Source organism: Spirosoma luteum DSM 19990, from assembly GCF_000374065.1.
Taxonomy (GTDB): Bacteria; Bacteroidota; Bacteroidia; order Cytophagales; family Spirosomataceae; genus Spirosoma; species Spirosoma luteum.
The window spans coordinates 438,268-456,987 of the sequence record NZ_KB893245.1; the positions used below are offsets into that span (position 1 = coordinate 438,268).

The 18,720-nt window shown below is 48.1% G+C and carries 19 protein-coding genes and 1 pseudogene; 10 read left to right on the forward strand and 10 right to left on the reverse strand.

The genetic code is table 11. The features are described 5' to 3' along the window. Positions 1-24: 24 nt before the first annotated feature. Positions 25-1,245, reverse strand: a complete 1,221-nt coding sequence (locus B156_RS0101905) for an NADH-quinone oxidoreductase subunit D (RefSeq protein WP_018617919.1) — start codon at positions 1,243-1,245, stop codon at positions 25-27. A 159-nt stretch (positions 1,246-1,404) separates the two neighbouring features. Between B156_RS0101905 and rpmG the strand changes: the two genes are divergently transcribed. From rpmG to rimO, 6 genes are all read left to right on the forward strand, one after another. Continuing rightward, positions 1,405-1,590 carry a 50S ribosomal protein L33 gene (gene rpmG / locus B156_RS0101910; RefSeq protein ID WP_012929817.1) on the forward strand — a complete coding sequence of 62 codons (186 nt, stop codon included), beginning with the start codon at positions 1,405-1,407 and terminating at the stop codon, positions 1,588-1,590. A gap of 81 nt (positions 1,591-1,671) precedes the next feature. Then, entirely contained in the window at positions 1,672-1,827 is a 156-nt protein-coding gene (locus B156_RS30680; protein WP_012929818.1) for a DUF4295 domain-containing protein, read from the forward strand. Positions 1,828-2,060: 233 nt separating this feature from the next. Continuing rightward, positions 2,061-3,026: a signal recognition particle-docking protein FtsY gene (gene ftsY / locus B156_RS0101920; RefSeq protein WP_018617920.1), complete on the forward strand. Its 966-nt coding sequence runs from the start codon at positions 2,061-2,063 to the stop codon at positions 3,024-3,026. Between the two features lie 32 nt (positions 3,027-3,058). Continuing rightward, on the forward strand, positions 3,059-3,487 hold the full coding sequence (locus B156_RS0101925; RefSeq protein ID WP_245563666.1) for a hypothetical protein: 429 nt from the start codon (positions 3,059-3,061) through the stop codon (positions 3,485-3,487). Positions 3,488-3,491: 4 nt separating this feature from the next. Continuing rightward, positions 3,492-4,196 (forward strand): PH domain-containing protein, encoded by a 705-nt coding sequence (locus tag B156_RS0101930; protein ID WP_018617922.1) that lies wholly within the window; start codon positions 3,492-3,494, stop codon positions 4,194-4,196. A gap of 51 nt (positions 4,197-4,247) precedes the next feature. Then, a complete protein-coding gene (gene rimO / locus B156_RS0101935; RefSeq protein WP_026260538.1) occupies positions 4,248-5,558 on the forward strand; it encodes a 30S ribosomal protein S12 methylthiotransferase RimO in 1,311 nt (436 codons plus the stop codon). 76 nt (positions 5,559-5,634) lie between these two features. Here the strand turns inward: rimO and B156_RS32045 are convergent, their stop codons facing one another. Continuing rightward, complete coding sequence (locus tag B156_RS32045) at positions 5,635-6,654, reverse strand: hypothetical protein (RefSeq protein ID WP_245563688.1); 1,020 nt, start codon at positions 6,652-6,654, stop codon at positions 5,635-5,637. A 12-nt stretch (positions 6,655-6,666) separates the two neighbouring features. Beyond that, positions 6,667-7,290 (reverse strand): annotated as a pseudogene (locus tag B156_RS32470) (glycosyltransferase family 39 protein); the annotation flags it as partial. 419 nt (positions 7,291-7,709) lie between these two features. Here B156_RS32470 and bshC point away from each other — a divergent pair. The 3 genes from bshC to B156_RS0101955 are packed head-to-tail and all read left to right on the forward strand — an operon-like array spanning position 7,710 to position 10,562. Then, entirely contained in the window at positions 7,710-9,269 is a 1,560-nt protein-coding gene (gene bshC, locus B156_RS0101945; RefSeq protein WP_018617925.1) for a bacillithiol biosynthesis cysteine-adding enzyme BshC, read from the forward strand. A gap of 7 nt (positions 9,270-9,276) precedes the next feature. After that, a complete protein-coding gene (locus B156_RS0101950) occupies positions 9,277-9,873 on the forward strand; it encodes a 5-formyltetrahydrofolate cyclo-ligase (protein WP_018617926.1) in 597 nt (198 codons plus the stop codon). Between the two features lie 56 nt (positions 9,874-9,929). After that, entirely contained in the window at positions 9,930-10,562 is a 633-nt protein-coding gene (locus tag B156_RS0101955) for a porin family protein (protein ID WP_018617927.1), read from the forward strand. Positions 10,563-10,641: 79 nt separating this feature from the next. Here the strand turns inward: B156_RS0101955 and pseG are convergent, their stop codons facing one another. From pseG to B156_RS0101985, 6 genes are all read right to left on the reverse strand, one after another. Continuing rightward, positions 10,642-11,673, reverse strand: a complete 1,032-nt coding sequence (gene pseG, locus B156_RS0101960; RefSeq protein WP_018617928.1) for a UDP-2,4-diacetamido-2,4,6-trideoxy-beta-L-altropyranose hydrolase — start codon at positions 11,671-11,673, stop codon at positions 10,642-10,644. 54 nt (positions 11,674-11,727) lie between these two features. Next, positions 11,728-12,420, reverse strand: coding sequence for a pseudaminic acid cytidylyltransferase (gene pseF, locus B156_RS0101965; RefSeq protein ID WP_018617929.1), 693 nt, complete (start codon positions 12,418-12,420; stop codon positions 11,728-11,730). Further along, positions 12,417-13,592 carry a UDP-4-amino-4,6-dideoxy-N-acetyl-beta-L-altrosamine transaminase gene (gene pseC / locus B156_RS0101970; protein WP_018617930.1) on the reverse strand — a complete coding sequence of 392 codons (1,176 nt, stop codon included), beginning with the start codon at positions 13,590-13,592 and terminating at the stop codon, positions 12,417-12,419. Before pseC ends, pseF begins: the two co-directional genes overlap by 4 nt. Positions 13,593-13,619: 27 nt before the next feature. Next, the gene (pseB, locus tag B156_RS0101975) at positions 13,620-14,636 is read right to left on the reverse strand and encodes a UDP-N-acetylglucosamine 4,6-dehydratase (inverting) (RefSeq protein ID WP_018617931.1); all 1,017 of its coding nucleotides are present in this window, start codon (positions 14,634-14,636) and stop codon (positions 13,620-13,622) included. A 93-nt stretch (positions 14,637-14,729) separates the two neighbouring features. Continuing rightward, positions 14,730-15,632 carry a hypothetical protein gene (locus B156_RS0101980; protein ID WP_018617932.1) on the reverse strand — a complete coding sequence of 301 codons (903 nt, stop codon included), beginning with the start codon at positions 15,630-15,632 and terminating at the stop codon, positions 14,730-14,732. A 72-nt stretch (positions 15,633-15,704) separates the two neighbouring features. Further along, positions 15,705-16,745, reverse strand: coding sequence for a GNAT family N-acetyltransferase (locus B156_RS0101985; RefSeq protein WP_245563668.1), 1,041 nt, complete (start codon positions 16,743-16,745; stop codon positions 15,705-15,707). A gap of 312 nt (positions 16,746-17,057) precedes the next feature. Between B156_RS0101985 and B156_RS28740 the strand changes: the two genes are divergently transcribed. Next, positions 17,058-17,618 carry a hypothetical protein gene (locus tag B156_RS28740; protein WP_018617934.1) on the forward strand — a complete coding sequence of 187 codons (561 nt, stop codon included), beginning with the start codon at positions 17,058-17,060 and terminating at the stop codon, positions 17,616-17,618. A gap of 49 nt (positions 17,619-17,667) precedes the next feature. Here B156_RS28740 and B156_RS0101995 read toward each other — a convergent pair whose 3' ends face one another. After that, on the reverse strand, positions 17,668-18,552 hold the full coding sequence (locus tag B156_RS0101995) for a Ppx/GppA phosphatase family protein (RefSeq protein ID WP_018617935.1): 885 nt from the start codon (positions 18,550-18,552) through the stop codon (positions 17,668-17,670). Positions 18,553-18,720 lie beyond the last annotated feature (168 nt).

Consider the following 18,720-nt stretch of genomic DNA (forward strand, 5'->3'; position numbering starts at 1 on the left):
GGTCAATGAATACTGGCGGATCAATTAACGGTCCACTTCTCCCATCACCACATCAATTGATCCGATAATAGCTACCAGATCGGCCAGCATGGCTCCTTTGCTGATTTCGCTGATGACCGACAGGTTGTGGAAACAGCATGACCGGGCTTTGCACCGCACTGGTATATCCGATTTGCCATCGGTACGGAAGAAAAACCCTAACTCACCCTTCGCACTTTCGGCACGGGCGTAAAAATCCATGGCTTTGGGCCGTATCTTCTTCGGGACAATTGCCTGAGGGTCATAGTCCGGTGTACGTTGGTAATTGCCAAGAAGCTGGTCGAGACACTGTTCAATGATTCGTATGGACTGATGGCATTCCTGAACACGCACGTTGTTCCGGTCCCAGCAATCCCCAACGGTACCCATCTGTCCCTCACCAATAGGAATATCGAAGTCAAGTTCGGGATAGACAGAGTAACCATCTACCCGGCGTAAGTCGTATCGCAGTCCCGAGCCGCGCAACATGGGGCCGGTACAACCATAATTGATAGCAACGGACAAAGGCAACACCCCCACGTTGGCTGTTCGTTTTATGAATATATCGTTTTCAATGACCAGTTGCTGCAACTCGGTCATTTTGGGTTTTAGGTACTGAACAAACTCCCGGCACCGTTCCTCAAAACCTACCGGAAGGTCATAAAACAATCCGCCAACCCAGATGTAATTGTATAGCATTCGGGCACCGCTAACCCATTCCAATAGTCGCTGGATGTGCTCCCGGTCGCGCATCAGCCATAAAAAAGGCGTGTAGGCACCAATGTCGAGTGCGTACGTGCCAATTCCCACAAAGTGAGCGGCAATCCGGTTGAGTTCTGCCACCAATACCCGAATGTATTCGGTTCGCTTCGGTATGTCCTTCTCAATACCCAGCATTCGCTCTACCCCCATCACGTACGCGTGTTCGCTGTTCATGGCAGCCAGATAATCGAGCCGGTCAACGAATGGGATTGTTTGATTGAAGGGGAGTGACTGAGCGTGCTTCTCGAAACAACGGTGCAGGTAACCCAGGTGGGGCACTACATCAACAATAATTTCGCCATCGGTAACCACCTCAAAACGCAGTACTCCATGGGTGGATGGGTGTTGCGGTCCCATATTCAGGATCATCTCACCCTCATTAAGGTCCGTGGGGCTATAAACACCCGGTTCCGAAGCCCGAAAATGGCCGGGAGCGTAGTCGTATTGAATTTTTTGCGTAGTCATTGCTGGGCCAAATGTCGAAAAAGCCAATCCGAATGCAAAATTGTATTGGCTTTTGTGATCTAATCCACTACAAATCATTAGTTTTTCTGATAAAGCTATTGGCTAAATGAAAGGCATTTTGTACCTTTGCGGTCCTTATCGAGAAAACAGACTTTAGCAATGGCAAAGAAAGGCGCCAATAGAATCCAGGTTATTCTGGAATGCACCGAACAGAAAGACAGCGGTGTTCCCGGCATGTCCCGGTATATCACGACAAAAAACCGGAAAAACACTCCGGCTCGTATCGAACGGAAAAAATACAACCCGTTCCTTAAGAAAGTAACGCTGCATAAAGAAATCAAATAGGTTTTCGTTTTTAGTCTATGATCAATGCCACGGCAACGTGGATCACATACTACAAAACGAACACCATAAACCGACAAAGTCATGGCAAAAAAGGTAGTTGCTACCCTGAAAACAAAGGACAACGGCAAGGCATTCGCCAAAATCATTAAAGCCGTTAAGTCGCCTAAAACCGGCGCCTATACGTTCAAAGAAGAAATGGTGCCAGTTGATGAAGTACAAGCCGCGCTGAAAAGCTAGTCTTTTTACCATCAACTGTACCGGCTAGCCGCATTTTAGGGGCTGGTTTCATGCATAAAGACGTTTGTCCCACATCCCTTTGTGGGACTTTTTTTGTTGAAAAACAGTTAGTGAAATCGTACACTCGGTCCGTTGGTAAGTTAGTCAGCTAATTTTTGCTCATCATTTGACTAACTCACTACCGACCGGGTCTTTGACTGACCAACCTACTAACTCACTCACTACCTTTTCACATGGCTTTATTCGGCTTATTCTCAAAAGAAAAGAAAGAAACTCTCGATAAAGGACTGGAGAAAACGAAAGACAGTTTTTTCTCCAAGCTAGGACGGGCCGTAGCGGGCAAATCGACCGTTGATGAAGACGTACTCGACGAAGTCGAAAATGTCCTGATTTCATCGGATGTAGGGGTAGAGACAACGGTTAAAATCATCCGCCGGGTTGAAGAGCGCGTTGCACGCGACAAGTACGTAAGCACCGATGAGCTGGATCGGATACTGCGGGAGGAAATAGCGGGCCTGCTTTCTGAAACGAATACGGCGGGAAACCACCCGGAGCGAGATGACTTCGATTTGCCTGCGGGCATAAAACCCTACGTTATCATGGTTGTAGGGGTCAATGGAGTTGGCAAGACCACAACCATTGGCAAACTGGCTGCCCAATTTCACAAGCGGGGTAAAAAAGTGGTACTGGGAGCGGGTGATACCTTCCGTGCCGCTGCCGTTGATCAGCTTATCCTGTGGGGCAATCGGGTAGGAGTGCCGGTTATTTCGCACGGGATGAATACCGACCCATCGGCAGTTGCTTTCGATGCGGTAAAGAAAGCGACTGAAATCAATGCCGATGTTGTCATTATCGATACCGCAGGCCGACTCCATACTAAAGTCAACCTGATGAATGAGCTGACCAAAATAAAACGGGTGATGCAGAAATTTACGCCCGATGCGCCCCACGAAGTATTACTGGTGCTGGATGGCTCAACGGGGCAGAATGCGTTTATTCAGGCAACGGAGTTTACAAAGGCTACCGATGTAACTGCCCTTGCCATCACAAAACTGGATGGCACCGCTAAAGGGGGTGTTGTAATTGGTATCTCGGATCAGTTCAAGATTCCAGTCAAGTATATTGGTGTTGGCGAAAAGATAGACGACCTGCAAATGTTCAACAAGATGGAGTTTGTGGATTCGTTTTTCAAGAAGTGATGCGTGAATCATCTGTCATTCTCCTGTTGATCTTGGCCATTTCCATAACCGCCTGCGCTCAGAAGGTTTCCCGTTCTGGTAACACGCAGGGCATTTGCGGAACCGTGCTGGAAAAGCGGGGAAACCACATGCCCAGCCCTGATTCGCCCCCGTCGAAAGGGCATCCCGTTGACCGTGAAATTCTTATTTTCCCCCTTCTGAACATGAGCCAGGTAGAGGCAGGGGATAACGGTTTCATTGAATCCGTTGGAGCGGTAAAACCGGTAAAAACAGTCAAATCCCATAAGGCGGGCAAGTTTTGTGTCTCGCTGCCCGCTGGTCGATACTCTGTAGTGGTTCGGGAGCCGAAAGGTTTATATGCAAACCTGTTCGATGCGCAAAACAATATCTTTCCGGTAACAGTCAAAAAAGGTAAGAAGGAAACTATTTCCGTGGAGATTATCCATCAGGCAGTGTTTTGAGTCTATGGAGACATTTCTTATCCTGCTAACCATCGTAGGGGTTCCTTTCGTCTGGTTCATCATTCGTATGTTGCGCTTCACGGAGGAAACCGTTGGCGAGAATTCACTCGTGTATGGCCTAGAATCATCGGAAAACCGCACGCGTACTTACCATTTTTCAGTTTCTCAGTACTTCGGCACGTTTCTTAAAGTACTGTACGCCATCATGTTCGTTCAGATGCTTGCATCTGCTTTCATCACAGCAAAGGTCATACTGCGGCAGGAACCTATGATATTGATGCTACTCTTATCTCTTGTGTTAATATTTCTCGCCTTTGCCCTCCTCATCGTTTTTTACTTTTACGTCGACTGGAAATTCTGGACCATTACCCGGAGAGTATGGGTTACATTCAACCCGTATGTGCCCAGTATTACCGTGGAGGAACCAGCAGAAATCGATGTTTTAACACCCGAGACAGTTAGTCGTATCGAACATCATCAGATAGAAAGTAGAAACCCCCGTTATCCCCTCAATGGGTACGGTTGTCTTTGCTTTTACAAAACGGACGGTCAGCTTATCTGGCTGAACAATAGCTATTTCGCCAACTTTGGCCCGAGCGAGTTTCTTATAAAATTCTTCTCTCACGTTCCTGTTACCACGATTTGGTATCAGTTTCCGTATCATTCGCTGCTTGCTCAAATCGGAAGTATGCCGACCGCTGAACTTTGACCACCAAAACCAGCGTTGATTAAAATTAATGCGCTGAAATCTGAACTAGTCTTGAAAACCAAAGGAATACGTACCAATAAAATCAATATCGTTACGCTGGGTTGCTCGAAGAATCTGGTCGATTCGGAGGTGCTGTTTACGCAACTCAAGGGTAATGGCATTGCTGTAACGCATGAATCGAAAAAAGATAATGCCAACATCGTTGTGATTAATACCTGCGGGTTTATCGACAACGCGAAGGAAGAGTCAATCAATACCATTCTTCGCTATGTGGATGCTAAAGACGCAGGTGTGGTCGACAAAGTGTACGTAACGGGTTGTCTGTCGCACCGGTACAAGGATGAACTTGAAGTCGAAATGCCGACCGTAGATGCCTGGTTCGGTACGAATGAACTACCCCGACTGCTTAAAACCCTCCGCGCCGATTACAAGCATGAACTTGTAGGCGAACGATTACTCACCACGCCTTCTCACTTCGCTTACCTTAAAATTGCCGAAGGCTGCGACCGCCCCTGCTCGTTCTGCGCCATTCCGCTCATGCGCGGAGGCCATGTATCGAGGTCGATGGATGAGTTGGTGATGGAAGCGAAATCGCTGGCCCGGCGTGGCACTAAAGAATTAATTTTGATTGCTCAGGACCTGACGTATTACGGGTTGGACCTGTACAAAAAGCGTAATCTTTCAGACCTTATCAACCGCCTGGCGGATGTAGAAGGCATTGACTGGATTCGGTTGCAATATGCGTACCCGTCTGGTTTTCCGCTGGATGTGCTGGACGTTATGCGCGACCGTCCCAACGTTTGTAAGTACCTGGATATGCCCCTGCAAACCGGTTCGACGGAGTTGCTGAAAGTTATGCGCCGGGGTATTACCCGCGAGAAAACTGAAAGCCTGATTGAAACTATCCGGGAAAAAATACCCGACATCACCCTCCGTACGACGCTCATTGTGGGGCACCCCGGCGAAACTTACGCGATGTTTCAGGAAACGTACGATTTTGTAGAGCGGATGCGCTTCGACCGTATGGGTGCCTTTACGTACTCGCACGAAGATAACACGCACTCATTCTCAATGCCCGACGATATTCCTGCCGACACAAAGCAGGAACGTGTTGATGACCTGATGGAGTTACAACAGGGAATTTCGCAGGAACTAAACCAGCAGAAAGTAGGCAAAACCTACAAAGTACTGTTTGACCGGAAAGAAGGCGGTTATTTTGTTGGCCGCACCGAAGGCGACTCGCCCGAAGTTGACAACGAAGTACTTGTACCGGTGAGCGGGCAGTACGTCCGGATTGGTGATTTCGCCACTGTCCGCATCAACCGGGCCGAAGAGTTTGACTTGTACGGAGAGGTTTTATAAAATCTCCTTCTTAATCGGTTGGTGTACAGGGATTGGCTATATCAGCTTCACACGCAGCCGCACCGTTCTGACCGCATTAGGGACTTTGTTTGGTCGGCTGATTATACGAAACAGGGACATCCATAACCCGGTATATCTTTATCGTATCAGTTGGAAACCGGGAGAAGGCCCAACTAACGCCCTGCCCATAGAAGCTGTTATAATAATTCGTTGACAAAAAAGTCAGCCAGCTAACCGGTTTTGTCAAATAATTAACGGGTTGAAGTTGAATATCAGCGGGAATTTGCTGACTGTCAATGCCGGTGGGTCTCAGCAAATAATCTCCCCGCCGAAGGTTAATTGAATCAGCCTGCACTTCTTGGAAGCCCTGCTGTTTGGCGTACCACTGCCAGCCCCAGTGCCCAACTGTCCATACTCGCTTTTGCCCAGATAACACGGCTGCTGCCTCGGTTGCTTTCTGACGGTAAAAGTTGGCAAATTGCCAATCAGAAATCGCCAGAATCAGGCAGATAGTAACAGCTACCAGGAGGGTTTGTGCTGCATTAATACTGGATAAATGAGCCAGCCAGCGGCCTCCCAGAAACAATACCGGAGGAATGATTAACAGAACGTGTCGACTGGCAATAAAGGGCGCGAAAAGAATAATAAATCCTCCCATCGCCAGTATCCAAAGCAATAGTATTAAATCTGTAGTGACAAGCCTGTGTGACACGGTTGTCTTTTTCCAGACACTCATTAAAACAAGGCCACTAATAATCAGACCGTTTACCAGAAAAAAGACGGCCAAAATATCATTGGCTATCAAAATGTCTATTCTTTTTTTAGCCGTTGCCACTGTTAAAAAAACAAAGAGAAAAGCAATTAAAGGCGTTAATAGGGTAGCAAGTCTATATCTGGAGAAATAACCGGTAAGGAGTGCCAATGAAAAAGGAGCAATAGCTCCTAGGCAGGTAATATAAGTAATCAGATTGTTACTGACTATAGAAAAATTCAGAGCTTTATGGGGTCTGTTTAGCAAGTGGATGTCCGAAAACTCAATGTAGTTCCAGCATGACCAAAGTCCCAGCATACCAATTGGTATAATCAGCACGTACAACAAGCGGTACTGTTTTCGCCAAAGCAACGTAATCAGTAAAACGACCAGCAAAGGGAGACTGCTGTATTTAATTAACAGGCTTAAGCCGAGTAGCAGCCCAACCGTCCAGTAGCGTTTTGTTTCGGATTGAACATCCTCTTTCAGCAAATAGTATAGGAGCCAAAGAGTAAAACATAGTAAAGGGACATCGAGCATTAAATTCTGATTTATCAGAAATGCCGGACAAAAGGCGAAAAAAGCAGTCAGCAATAATCCTTTTTTAAGCCTTAAAAGCTGCGTTATTTTGTAGAAACAAACCAACGAGAGGAGGGTGAAAATGGATTGAAAAAGGTGCAGGATAATTTCTCCATTTCCGAATAAAGCACTAACAGGTGCTAGTATATAAAAGTATAAAGGCGGCTGGTTCTCCGCGTACATCGGTTGTTTGCTTTCATTCCAGTTAATCAAGCCGGACATGGGCCGGAATGGATGGCTTTTTATCCAGTCAACAGCCTCCAGGTGAAATGTATCATCAATGTGATAGGCTTTATCGATATTGATGGCCGTAGTAACCAGGTAAAGTAATCCAATTATCAACCATTCTTTTCTGAATATATTCGTTGATTGATACTGGTTGTCAGTAGTTTGTTGATTCATTTCGGCTTAAATAATGGTAGTAGGCCGAATACTATTGTAGTAGGACTACCAAAAATTAAAAGACCAATCAGCGTGCAACTAAGCTGGATGCTCTTTCCGCTGCAGTCGTTTGGCAGAATCCATCGACCCGTATTGTTAACCACGCGGCTCCTGCGAAAAAGAAACGACAACTCCGGCCTCCTGATTAACTTATCTGTCAACACTAAGCAGTAACAGGGGCCAGACACCTTAATCCGCATTCGTTTAATTTCAGTAAAACTCATCTGAGTTTCAATTGTACCTCCTCTCAGAGGTATAATCATAGTTTGCCTGAATTGGTCCTGCAAGATAGCGAGTCAACCGACAAGTACCATTCCAAACCCGAACCTTGCGGGTTCTTTCATTGTTAAAATCCGGTAAACGCAACCCCCGCCTACCGCATGAACTGTCAGTACCTGCCGCTTGCCCAAACCGGCCAGTTTTCCTCTCTTTTTCTCGATTACATTAACAAACAAGAAGAACTTACGCCTTTTTACAACCGCTTCCCCGATGTAGCCGCTTTTGGTGGACAATTGGCCGACAAAAAGTTTGATGAGTTGAAACGGCAAATTCTGGTGGATGCACTGGAACGGCAATATCAGGCAATTGAGACTAAACCCGATTTTTCGGTACTGCTTCAACCTAATACGTTTACGGTAACGACGGGCCATCAGCTAAACATTTTTTCGGGACCACTCTACATCGTCTATAAACTGATTACGACCATTAAGCTGGCCAGGAAATTGAAGGAAACCTACCCAGACTATAATTTCGTGCCAGTTTACTGGATGGCTACTGAAGACCACGACTTCGCCGAGATCAACCACTTCTCCCTGTTTGGCAACAATTATTTCTGGCAAACCGAGCAACGCGGGGCTGTTGGGCGTATGAATCCCCAGGAGTTGAAAACACTCTTCAAACAGATTCCCGAAAAATTATTTTTGTTTGAGGAAGCTTATTTAAAGCAAAGCACACTGGCTGATGCCACCCGGTATTATGTTAATGAACTGTTTGGTGCCGAAGGGTTAGTTTGTCTGGATGCTGATGATGCAGCCCTCAAACGGATTTTTACTCCAATCATGCGGGATGAACTGACACAGCAGAAATCGGGTGAGTTGGTACAGCGTCAAACCAAAAAATTAGAAGAATTAGGCTATAAAACCGTAATTGCCCCGCGCGACATCAACCTGTTTTACCTGGATGACCAGGTTCGTGAGCGTATCGAACGCAAAGAAAATGGTACGTACCGGGTGCTGCACACGTCACTGACATTCCCGGGGGACGAGCTACTTGCCGTGTTGGAGGAGCACCCGGAGCGGTTTAGCCCGAACGTAGTACTGCGCCCCTTGTATCAGGAAACGATTCTGCCAAATCTAGCCTACATTGGTGGACCGTCGGAGGTGCCTTACTGGTTACAGCTGAAGCCCGTATTTGACCACTACCAAACGGCCTTCCCGATTTTAATGCCCCGTAATTTTGCTCTTTATGTGCCATCTGTATCGGCCAAACGCATCACGAAACTGGGCCTGACTCCCGAAGAACTTTTTCAGGATATAATTACGCTCAAACGCGAATATGTCGAGCACCACGCCCGACATTCGCTTAAATTCGATACGGAGAATAAAATGGTAAATAAGGCGCTGGATGCTATCCTGCACAAAGCGCAAATGGTTGACCCGACACTGGAGAAAGCTGTTCTGGCCGAAACAAAGCGGTTTGCCAACGCCGTAGCCCGGCTGGAAAAGAAAATGCGACGCGCTGAAGAACGAAACCAGGAAGTGGGTATCCGGCAGTTGATAGGTGTAAAAAACGAACTCTTCCCCAATGGAGGGCCGCAGGAGCGAAGCGAGAATTTTCTGACGTTTTACCTCAATGACCCAACGTTTTTACAGCAAATATTAGCCGCTTTTGACCCCTTTGATTACCGGATGCAACTTTGTCTGGCGCAGACTCTTCAGTAGTTGTGATATGACGAAAACAGCGTTACGCAGAGAGTTCCTGGCTCGGCGCCGGGCGTTAGCACCGGCTGAAATTAAACGACGAAGCCAACTGATTGCGGGGCATTTTTTTGATTATTTCGCAAACGAAGGCCTTACCAGCGAGCCAGCGGTCGTTCATTCTTTCCTGGCTATCCGGCGGCAAAATGAGGTGGATACATGGCCCATTATTACCTGTTTTTGGGCAAAATTTGCACACATTGCTATCAGTGTTCCGGTTATGGACGTTGGTAACCGCCAAATGACTCACTACACCCTCCTCCCCGAAACGCCACTGGTCGAGAATAAACTAGGCATTCCTGAACCGGTTCTTCAGGAAAGGGAAAAAACAGACCTTCAGTTTGTAAAAATCGTTCTGACCCCCTTGCTGGCGTTCGATTTACAGGGGCATCGGGTTGGGTATGGGGGTGGTTATTACGACCGGTTTCTGGCCGAGGATGTACCCCATAGCCGAAAAATTGGCTTGTCACTTTTCGAGCCGGTTGACTCAATTAGTGATGTTGAAGCAACTGATGTGCGGCTGGACGCCTGCATCACGCCTACCCAGGTTTATCAGTTCATCGACTAGTTACCGATTCATTCTCCATTCGTTTTCTTTGTCCTTTTCGCGCAACCACCACTTGTATGCATACTATCTATCAATCATTCCTGCTCGTTTTCATCACCGCAATCACCTCGTTTGGGCAGGTACGCGTGGGCGCAACGGCTGGCTTTCAGCTGGCTACGCACACACCGGCAGATGTAGGCGTCCGGAACAAAATAAAGACAGGCTATTTTGCTGGTGTGCTGCTCGATGTTCCGCTGAGCCCTACTTTGTCCTTACGCCCTCAATTGCTTTATTCGGCCAAAGGGGCTAGGAAAGACATACCCGGACCCCTTGATGTTGACTTATCGCTTAATTATGTTGAAGTGCCGGTACAACTGGTTTATACCATCGAATCAGGAACAGGATACCTGAGTTTTGGAGCAGGAGTATACGTAGCTTATGGACTGAGTAGTAAAGCAATTGTCACCAGCAATGGACAGACCAGAACTTTTACTGACGATTTTGGCCCGAATGCCGACCAGTACCGGCGTAATGATATAGGCGGTCGGCTCTCGATTGATTATGAACTACCCTACGGCCTTTCTATCGGCACCTACTACGCACCCGGTCTAGCTAACCTGAACAACCCGTCTGCTACATCATTGGGAAATGTAGCTACCCATAACTCAGCCCTGGGAATTTCCGTTGGGTACTGGCTGAAAAAGCGGTGAGGTTTTACACGTTGGTAGGAAACAGGTTGAAGGGCGTTGGCTATTTAGCTTTTTTGTGCTGCATAAATAGCCACTTGGTTCAGGCCAGAAGTCGGCCAAATAACGCCTGAAGCCGCTCCCGTGAGGAACCATCAAAAAAACGTCGTTGACTGGCTAATGACTCTGCCACAGTATCGGGCGAAAACTGAAACCCTTGTATCGCCAGTTTTAACATGTTCTCCAAACTAATTACGGGCGTTAACCGGGTTAGCAGCGTTGGGAAATTAACTGAAAGGGCCAGCTTTTCTTCCGACAGAAATTGCGCCAGCCGTGCTTGGTTGTCGGCCGTGACAACTGTAATTAACGGTCGATTGACAGCGCAAACTTCATAGGCAATGGTACTACAGGCAGTAATGGCCAGACTGCATTGCTGTAACGCAGCAACCATTTGAGCAGCTGTCAGATTTTTTCGGATAGTTAGATTGGGCAACTGATTCTGGAATGCGTCGATAGCTACCCGGTCGGGGTGAAATGGCCCTAAAATTAGGTGGACCGGTAGATGCGCATCTACCTGCCGAATGGCTTTCAGTGCGGTTACTGACACGTTTCCCGTATCAGTACCACCGAAACTAACAAAGATAGGCCCATCGGTTAGGGGAGCGCCAAAGCCGCCGGGTTGACGGAATTCGGGTCGGAGCAGGGCGTAGTGCGGTCCCAGATAAAACTGTGTGTAGGATTCAGCCTCATAATCGGCTTCCGTTACGCCACCCGCATGATTGATGACTACATCGGCCACCTGATGCCCGGTTAGTAAGTCATCGATAAAAACCAGTTTCTTCGCCCGTTCCTGAACAGCCCGCTGAAACGCTTCATCGAATACGTATCCGTCCAGCACTACAATAGTATCCGGCTGGATATGGTCTAGAAAAGCCGTTTCAGTGTCTACTACTGGGAGTTCTGTAATGGCTATTCCTGCCTTTTCAATTAATGCCCGAACCTCGATAGAAGGGGTTACCAGCGCAAATTGCATTGAAAAGCCACCCTGTAGCATGTCAGCCAGGGCCAGGCAGCGCATTACGTGCCCGAGTCCAATTTGGGCATTGCCATCCGCACGGAAAATAAGTTTATTCATTATTTAATGGGTGTGTTTGGCGAGTCGTTCGGTATGACGAGGACTAAATACTGTTTATTGCTCAATGTTTATACTAAACTTCATCTCCGCCAACTGCCAGTCAGCTTCAGTATCAATATCGTGCGCTTCCAGTTCGGAAATGATGATACCGCCCGAATTAGGGGGGATGAGTATGCCGCTTTCCAGGAAGCTGGGTACGCGGAAAAAATAGAATTGCCCGGCATCGTGGTAGGCGGGTTCCAGGTCCTGCGAACGGGTTAGGGCATGTTCGGGCTGGAACCACTGTATCTGTTGTGATTCGCTCAACCGAACGGCCCGCTGGATGGGAAAACTAAAGGGCTGGACCGGATACACTGTGTCAAACTGCTTTTCAGTTAGGGTGACAAACGCGTGCTTTAATAATTCTGGCGTTATAAACGGCGCTGTAGGGTACAGGCAACAGGCATAATCAAATACCTGTTGCTGTTCTTCATATTGATTCAATACTTCTAGGAGTACGTCAGCCGTGGTGGCTACATCGCTGGCCGTTTCGACTTTTCGTAAGAATGGGACGGAGGCCCCACACTGCCGGGCAATCGCTGCAATCTCCGCATCATCTGTCGACACCATCACTTCGCTAAACAGGCCGGATGACAGTGCTGCTTCGATGGCATAGGCAATGATAGGTTTCCCCAGAAAAGCCCGGATATTCTTTCGTGGGATGCGTTTGCTGCCACCCCGCGCCGGTATGATGGCTACATTGCTCATGCGCCAACAAAATCGTTGACGGAGTCAATAACATACGCCTGTTCGTCGTCGGTCAGCGTCGGGAACATGGGTAAACTCAGACAGTGAGCGTAAAAATGTTCGGCATTCGGAAAATCACCCGGTTTCCAGCCGAATTGCCGATAATAAGGCATCAGATGTACGGGAACGTAATGTACCTGCGCCATGATGTTTTTTGTCCGTAGAGAATCATACAATCCTTTTCGGTCGTCCACCTGAACAATGTAGAGGTGGTACGCATGATTGACGCTATCGGGTGGGATAATAGTAGTAACATCTGTTCCGGCGAAGGCTTCGTCATAACGGCGGGCAATTTCCTGCCGACGGGCCAGCATAGTACCGGCACGGTTCAACTGACTCATACCTAAAGCCGCTTGCATGTCGGTCAGGCGGTAATTATAGCCCAATTCCTGCAACTCCATATACCAGCCTCCGCGTTCGGGTTCGCCCGGATACGGATCGGTCAAATCGCCGGGTTTGTTGGTGATACCATGGGTTCGGAGCCGGAGTAAGTGATTGTACAGGGATTCACTGTGGGCCGTAATCATGCCGCCTTCTCCAGCCGCAATGTGCTTTACGGGGTGAAAACTAAAAATGGCTAAATCGGCCAGAGAGCTATCTCCACAGCGGTGTTCCTGACCGCTGGCATCCTGAAACGATCCCCCCGGAGAATGGCAGCTATCCTCCAGTAACCAAAGCCCGTATTCATCGGCTAATGCCCTAAAAGCGGTTAAATCGACCGGATAACCTGCGTAATCAACGGGAATAATCCCCGAAAAATACCCTTTGGGGTGTTGCTCCAGCAAGGCTCTAACCGCGTTCACATCGAGCAGGGCCGTGTTGGGGTCAATATCGGCAAAGAAAACCTCGCCCCCGCAGTAGCGTACACAATTAGCCGAGGCCGAAAAGGTAATAGGCGTTGTGATAACCCGTGTGCCCTCCTTTACGCCAAGTGCCATACAGCACAGGTGCAGGGCCGCCGTGCCATTGGCTACGGCCACCGCGTAGGGGCTGCCGATATAGGCGGAGAAAGCTGCTTCAAATGCGCCGACGGTTGGACCTTGGGTAAGGAACGGACCACGCAGTACGTCGGCCACGGCCGCAATGTCTTCCTCTGTAATGTGTTGACGACCGTATGGGATGGAGTGGTTCATAGGTATAGAACGGACAATCCGGCTTGATTATACACTGAAATCAGCATCGACATGTTCCCGAATCTGCTCACGCAGTTGGTCTACATTGAGCCAGTCGGTGTTAGTACCTGAGTTGTATTTGAAACCCATTTCTACCTGCCGTCCGTTGAACGCCTTCATATACGCTTCTACATCCCAGGTAGGTGTTGAGGGCGTAATTACGTAATATTTAGCCGTCTCAACGGTGTTGAGCGAGTCGGTTTCGGTTATCATTTCCTCGTGTAACTTCTCGCCCGGCCGGATACCCACTATTTTCTGCTCACAATTTGGCCCGATAGCTTCGGCCACGTCGGTGATGCGGTAGGAGGGGATTTTAGGAACGAAAATCTCTCCCCCCCAGGCGTGTTCAAGCGCGTGAAACACCATCTCGACGCCGTCTTCCAGCGATATATTGAACCGGGTCATGTCAGTGTGGGTGATGGGTAGTACACCGTCTTTACGCTTCTCCATAAAGAACGGCACAACCGACCCCCGCGAGCCGATTACGTTTCCGTATCGAACCACCGAAAAGCGTAAATCACGACTGCCTTTCATGTTGTTAGCCGCCACAAACAGCTTGTCGGAGCAGAGTTTAGTGGCACCGTAGAGGTTGATTGGTGCGGCCGCCTTATCGGTCGAGAGCGCTACTACACGCTGTACGCCGTTATCCAGGGCCGCGTTTATTACGTTCTCTGCCCCGAATACATTGGTTTTGATACATTCCATTGGGTTGTACTCGGCCGCCGGTACCTGCTTCAATGCGGCTGCGTGGATAATGATGTCTACCCCTTCGCAAGCGCGCTTGAGCCGTTCCGCATCGCGGACATCGCCAATGAAAAAGCGGATGGATTTATAGTTTGATTGGGGGTAGTACTGCGCCATTTCGAACTGCTTCAGTTCATCGCGGGAGTAAATAACCAGGCGTTTCAGGTTCGGGTGGCGCTGATACACCATTTCGACAAACTTCTTGCCGAAGGAGCCGGTGCCGCCCGTAATCAAAATAGATTTATTGGTCAAGTCAAGCATATCTTTTGTTGGTCAGTCAATCAGTTGGCTAATCAAAGAGTTGGTCAGTTAATTGGTCGGTCAGTCGAGTTGTCTATCAGCTGGTACCAATGATTAGACTACTGATTCATCAACTAATTTAGTTCGCTCAAAGGCATCAATGTAACTTTTCGCGCTGGCATTCAAAATTTTCACCCCCCGATGGTCGGCATAGTCACGAAGAACCTCGTATCCCCGAAATACTTTGTGCAGGGATAAAAACTGTGAGGCCATCGAGAACGTGCGTTGCCGCTGGGCATCGGAATATACGGGCTGATGAGTGACATCTTTCGGTTTATCGTAAAAGTGTATTTGCTTGATAAGCAATTGATTCTGCTCGTTCAGGCGAATCTCCTCATGCCACGACGTATCGGCACCGAATAGATAAATCTGCTCAAATTTTCGGTTAATCATCAACGTCAGTGCCGCAATGATAACTGTTTGTGCCTGTGGCATTCCAAGACCCGTAGTGTATAACCAGTAAACCAGCCACTGGAAGCCACGAACCACGGTATAATTGAAATAAACTACGTTGATGCTTGGGTTGCCCTGCTCAATCTGCCGGAGCAGATACGACCCTCGGGCAAAGTGCGGCACGTAGAGGGTCATTGCCCAGTCGACACGCGTCAAAAAAATATTAAGTGTCTGCCTGATATCGTCACGGTCACTGGTCTGCTCCGTAAAAAGAAAGTAGTTGGGGTCGGAGATGATATAGTTCTGCGGACGTAGTTGCGTAAAAACAGCAGCGTGGGCAAAGTTATTGACACAAACAATCTCCGTCTGACGAATAAATTCAAACTGCTCTGCCAGTGACTCTTTAAGGGATGGACCATTGCCTAAAACGGAGCATATGGGTTGCTGCCGGACGGGCAGTTTGGTGGCGTACCGCCCACGAATCACTACTTTCAGTAGTGAGAGCAGTGAGGTAAACAGCTCACTCAAAAATTGACTAAATGAATTGAAACCGGCTTCTATCATGCAAACAGCTCCTGACGCAGAGCCTTTCTACCACAAAATAACGAAGAAAATAGCAGATCAGACTAGTCTGGATCATAGCACCGACAAGTCCCGCTCGAAAACCAGCCGGGGTGATTCCTGCGCACCAAGATTTCGTTTAAATCGCACCAGTCCGGGTTTAGCCTGCCGGTTTTCATCCAGGGACGGGCCAAGATCCAGTAACCCGATTTGGTGTTGCTGACAATACCTATATAATCCTTTCGTCAATAGGACCATTGGGCTGAAAGCAGTATAGTCGGGGTTAGAGGCAGGCTGGAAATTGTATAGAATATCGTGGCGGACCCGGATGGCAATTGTTAGTGCGGCTATCGTATAGCCATCCATCACGGTAAAAGCGGTACACTCACTTGGGAATGTATGCAACAAATCCGCCAGTCGTTCGGGAGAGATGGTCAGCGTATATCCTTTCTGACGGCGCGTTTTTACCAGGAAATTTATCACATCAGTACTATTGGACGACTGCCATTGATTGAAGCGGAAACCTGCTTCGAGACACCGGGCAATTCGTCGTCGTTCTGCCGGAACAAGATTTACGTCGAAAGGGGAATTGGAAACGGGTAGATAGAAGGTAGGATGGGTTTCACCGATGACAAACCCATGGGTAAGTAATTTTTTGGCCAGATGCTCTGCCGATTCAGGAGCGTAACATAGTGGGTAATTGACCAGTTGTAAGGTAACTGCTCCCGCCAAACGGACTGTCTGAATTAGCGTTCGGATAAACAAGTCGAGTACTTCTTCGGGGAGAACAGAGGAGTATTCAATAGAGCCAAATGGCGCGGCAACGGGGCTAACCGCTTTGCCTGACTGAACGAAAAAGGCGCAACGGGCGTCGGCGAACCGGGTTACAGCATTCACTGCCGACAGTATATAAACACCATCCTTTTGCTGATGTTGGAGATGTTCGTACGTATTAAACAAAAAACCGGCCTCACTGAATGGAGGAACAAGGGCGCTGGGCGGTTCATGCTGTAGGATCATTTCATAGTGGCGCATAGAAACGGTGTTGGAGCTATCGATGATGGTGCCCGCGGGAAAGTAACGAAAAGGGAGCTTTATAGTCAAAAGACGAAACATGGCTAGACGGTGGGCTATCATCAACCCCGTTGGGCATGAGTAGTTGGCACAGACTAACTCCTTCTTTCTTCTAGAAAACGTACGGAAATGATAAGTTCATTGCAGGGTGATACTGGATACAGTAAAGGTCGAATCCTGCTTAAAGCAAGTTTCCTGGTTGCTTGTTGCCAGTCACTATTGACCAGCCTATACGCCCAAACTGGTTGTCCGACCGTTACGAATACGAATCAAACGTCGGTAACAGTTTGCACGGGTTATATCGTGGATAGTTTACAGGTTAGGACAACGGCTTTTTTTCCAACCAAAATAGGTATGATTCGATTTGATACGCCCCAGTCCAATCCGTACGAAGGGAGCAATGGCGTGTATCTTGGTGAGTTGATCTCGTCTAACGGCATTGCTACCATGCGAACGATTTCCTTTCCGCCCAATACTGAAACAACCAGCAAAACTTACTACGTGTACGGGTATCTCAAACCCACACCGGCCGATGCCTCCTGCCGCCCATTTGCGTTACTTACGGTTACCATCAAACCCAATCCAGTGGCTACCGTAAAGACTATGGAAGCAACGTGTGCCGGAACCGTTTCGGCCGCCGACGGGTCGGTGGCAATCGTTGGCTTTAAACCGACGGATACATACGAACTGGCAAACAACGGTATATTTTCCGGTACAAGCTATCCAATACCTGGTGATGGTTTGATTGTCAGAAACCTGAGTCGGACGGGTGCGGTCACAACGTACGGAACTCGGGTATACAACTCCTTTGGCTGTTATCTGGAAAAAGCGGTGATGCTGATGAATACGCCCTGCTCCTGCGTGCCGGGATTATGTATTCCGTTTGTTGTTCAGCGAATAGTATCCCGAAAGTAAGACGATTGGTCAGGCAAGTTCCAAGTCTAACTGCTGGTTATAAATCCCGTTAGTGGGATTTTCTTCGCCCCAACTGGCTGTACACCAATTGAATAATACCATCTTTCAGGCCGAGGTCCGGTACAATTATTTTTTCAGCTCCTGCCCATTTCATGACGGATATATAGATGTCTGCTGCCGGAACGATCACATCGGCACGGTCGGCATTCAGGCGAAGTTTATTGATTCGTTCATCCAGACTGAATCCCGCTATGTAGTTTCGAATGCGTTCAATTTCGGTTTGGGTCGTTTCTGAGTCGGCTGTTTTGGAGGCCAGATTAAACAGCTTACTAATATTGCCGCCCGTACCAACAGCCGTGATTTCGCGGGACGACTCAACGTTTTCCTCCACCCAGTCTTCTATTTTTTTCCAGGCTCCTTTTGTCTCTTTCCCTTCCAGTAGACGAACCGATCCAATCTTAAAAGATTTGGAGTTTATCTTCTGCCGGTTTTCATACAGGTTAAGTTCGGTGCTGCCGCCCCCCACATCGATGTGTAAATACTGTTTATCGTCCAGCGCATGAACCACTACATCATTAATAAGTTCTGCTTCTTTACGACCATCGATAATATTGATTTTAATACCCGTCAGCGCTTCTATTCGTTTAGCAACTTCATGACCGTTCGAAGATTCACGTATGGCCGAGGTAGCACAAGCCATGTAATCTTCCACCTCATGCAACTCCATAAGCAGTTTATACACCTGCATCAATTTGGTTGTTCGGGCTTCGCTCTCCGGTGTCAGCGTACCGAAATTGAATACATCGTGGCCTAGTCTGAGCGGAAATCGTACATACTCGATCCGCTTAAAACTCACCAGGCTGTCGTTGTGAAGGACCCTTGAAATTTGCAGTCGGGCTGCATTCGAACCGATATCAATAGCTGCCAGTTTCACAATAAAATAATGCGTTAGGGTAGTAAAAAACGGCCAAATATACTGTTTTTTGCCACCGGAAGCCTCACATTCTGACAGCCTAAAAGCTAGCTCTCAAACAGACCAAGGAGCAATAGGTTCGTAAGGAACGTTATTGCCTGTGTATCATAAGTGACTTCGGCACTACAG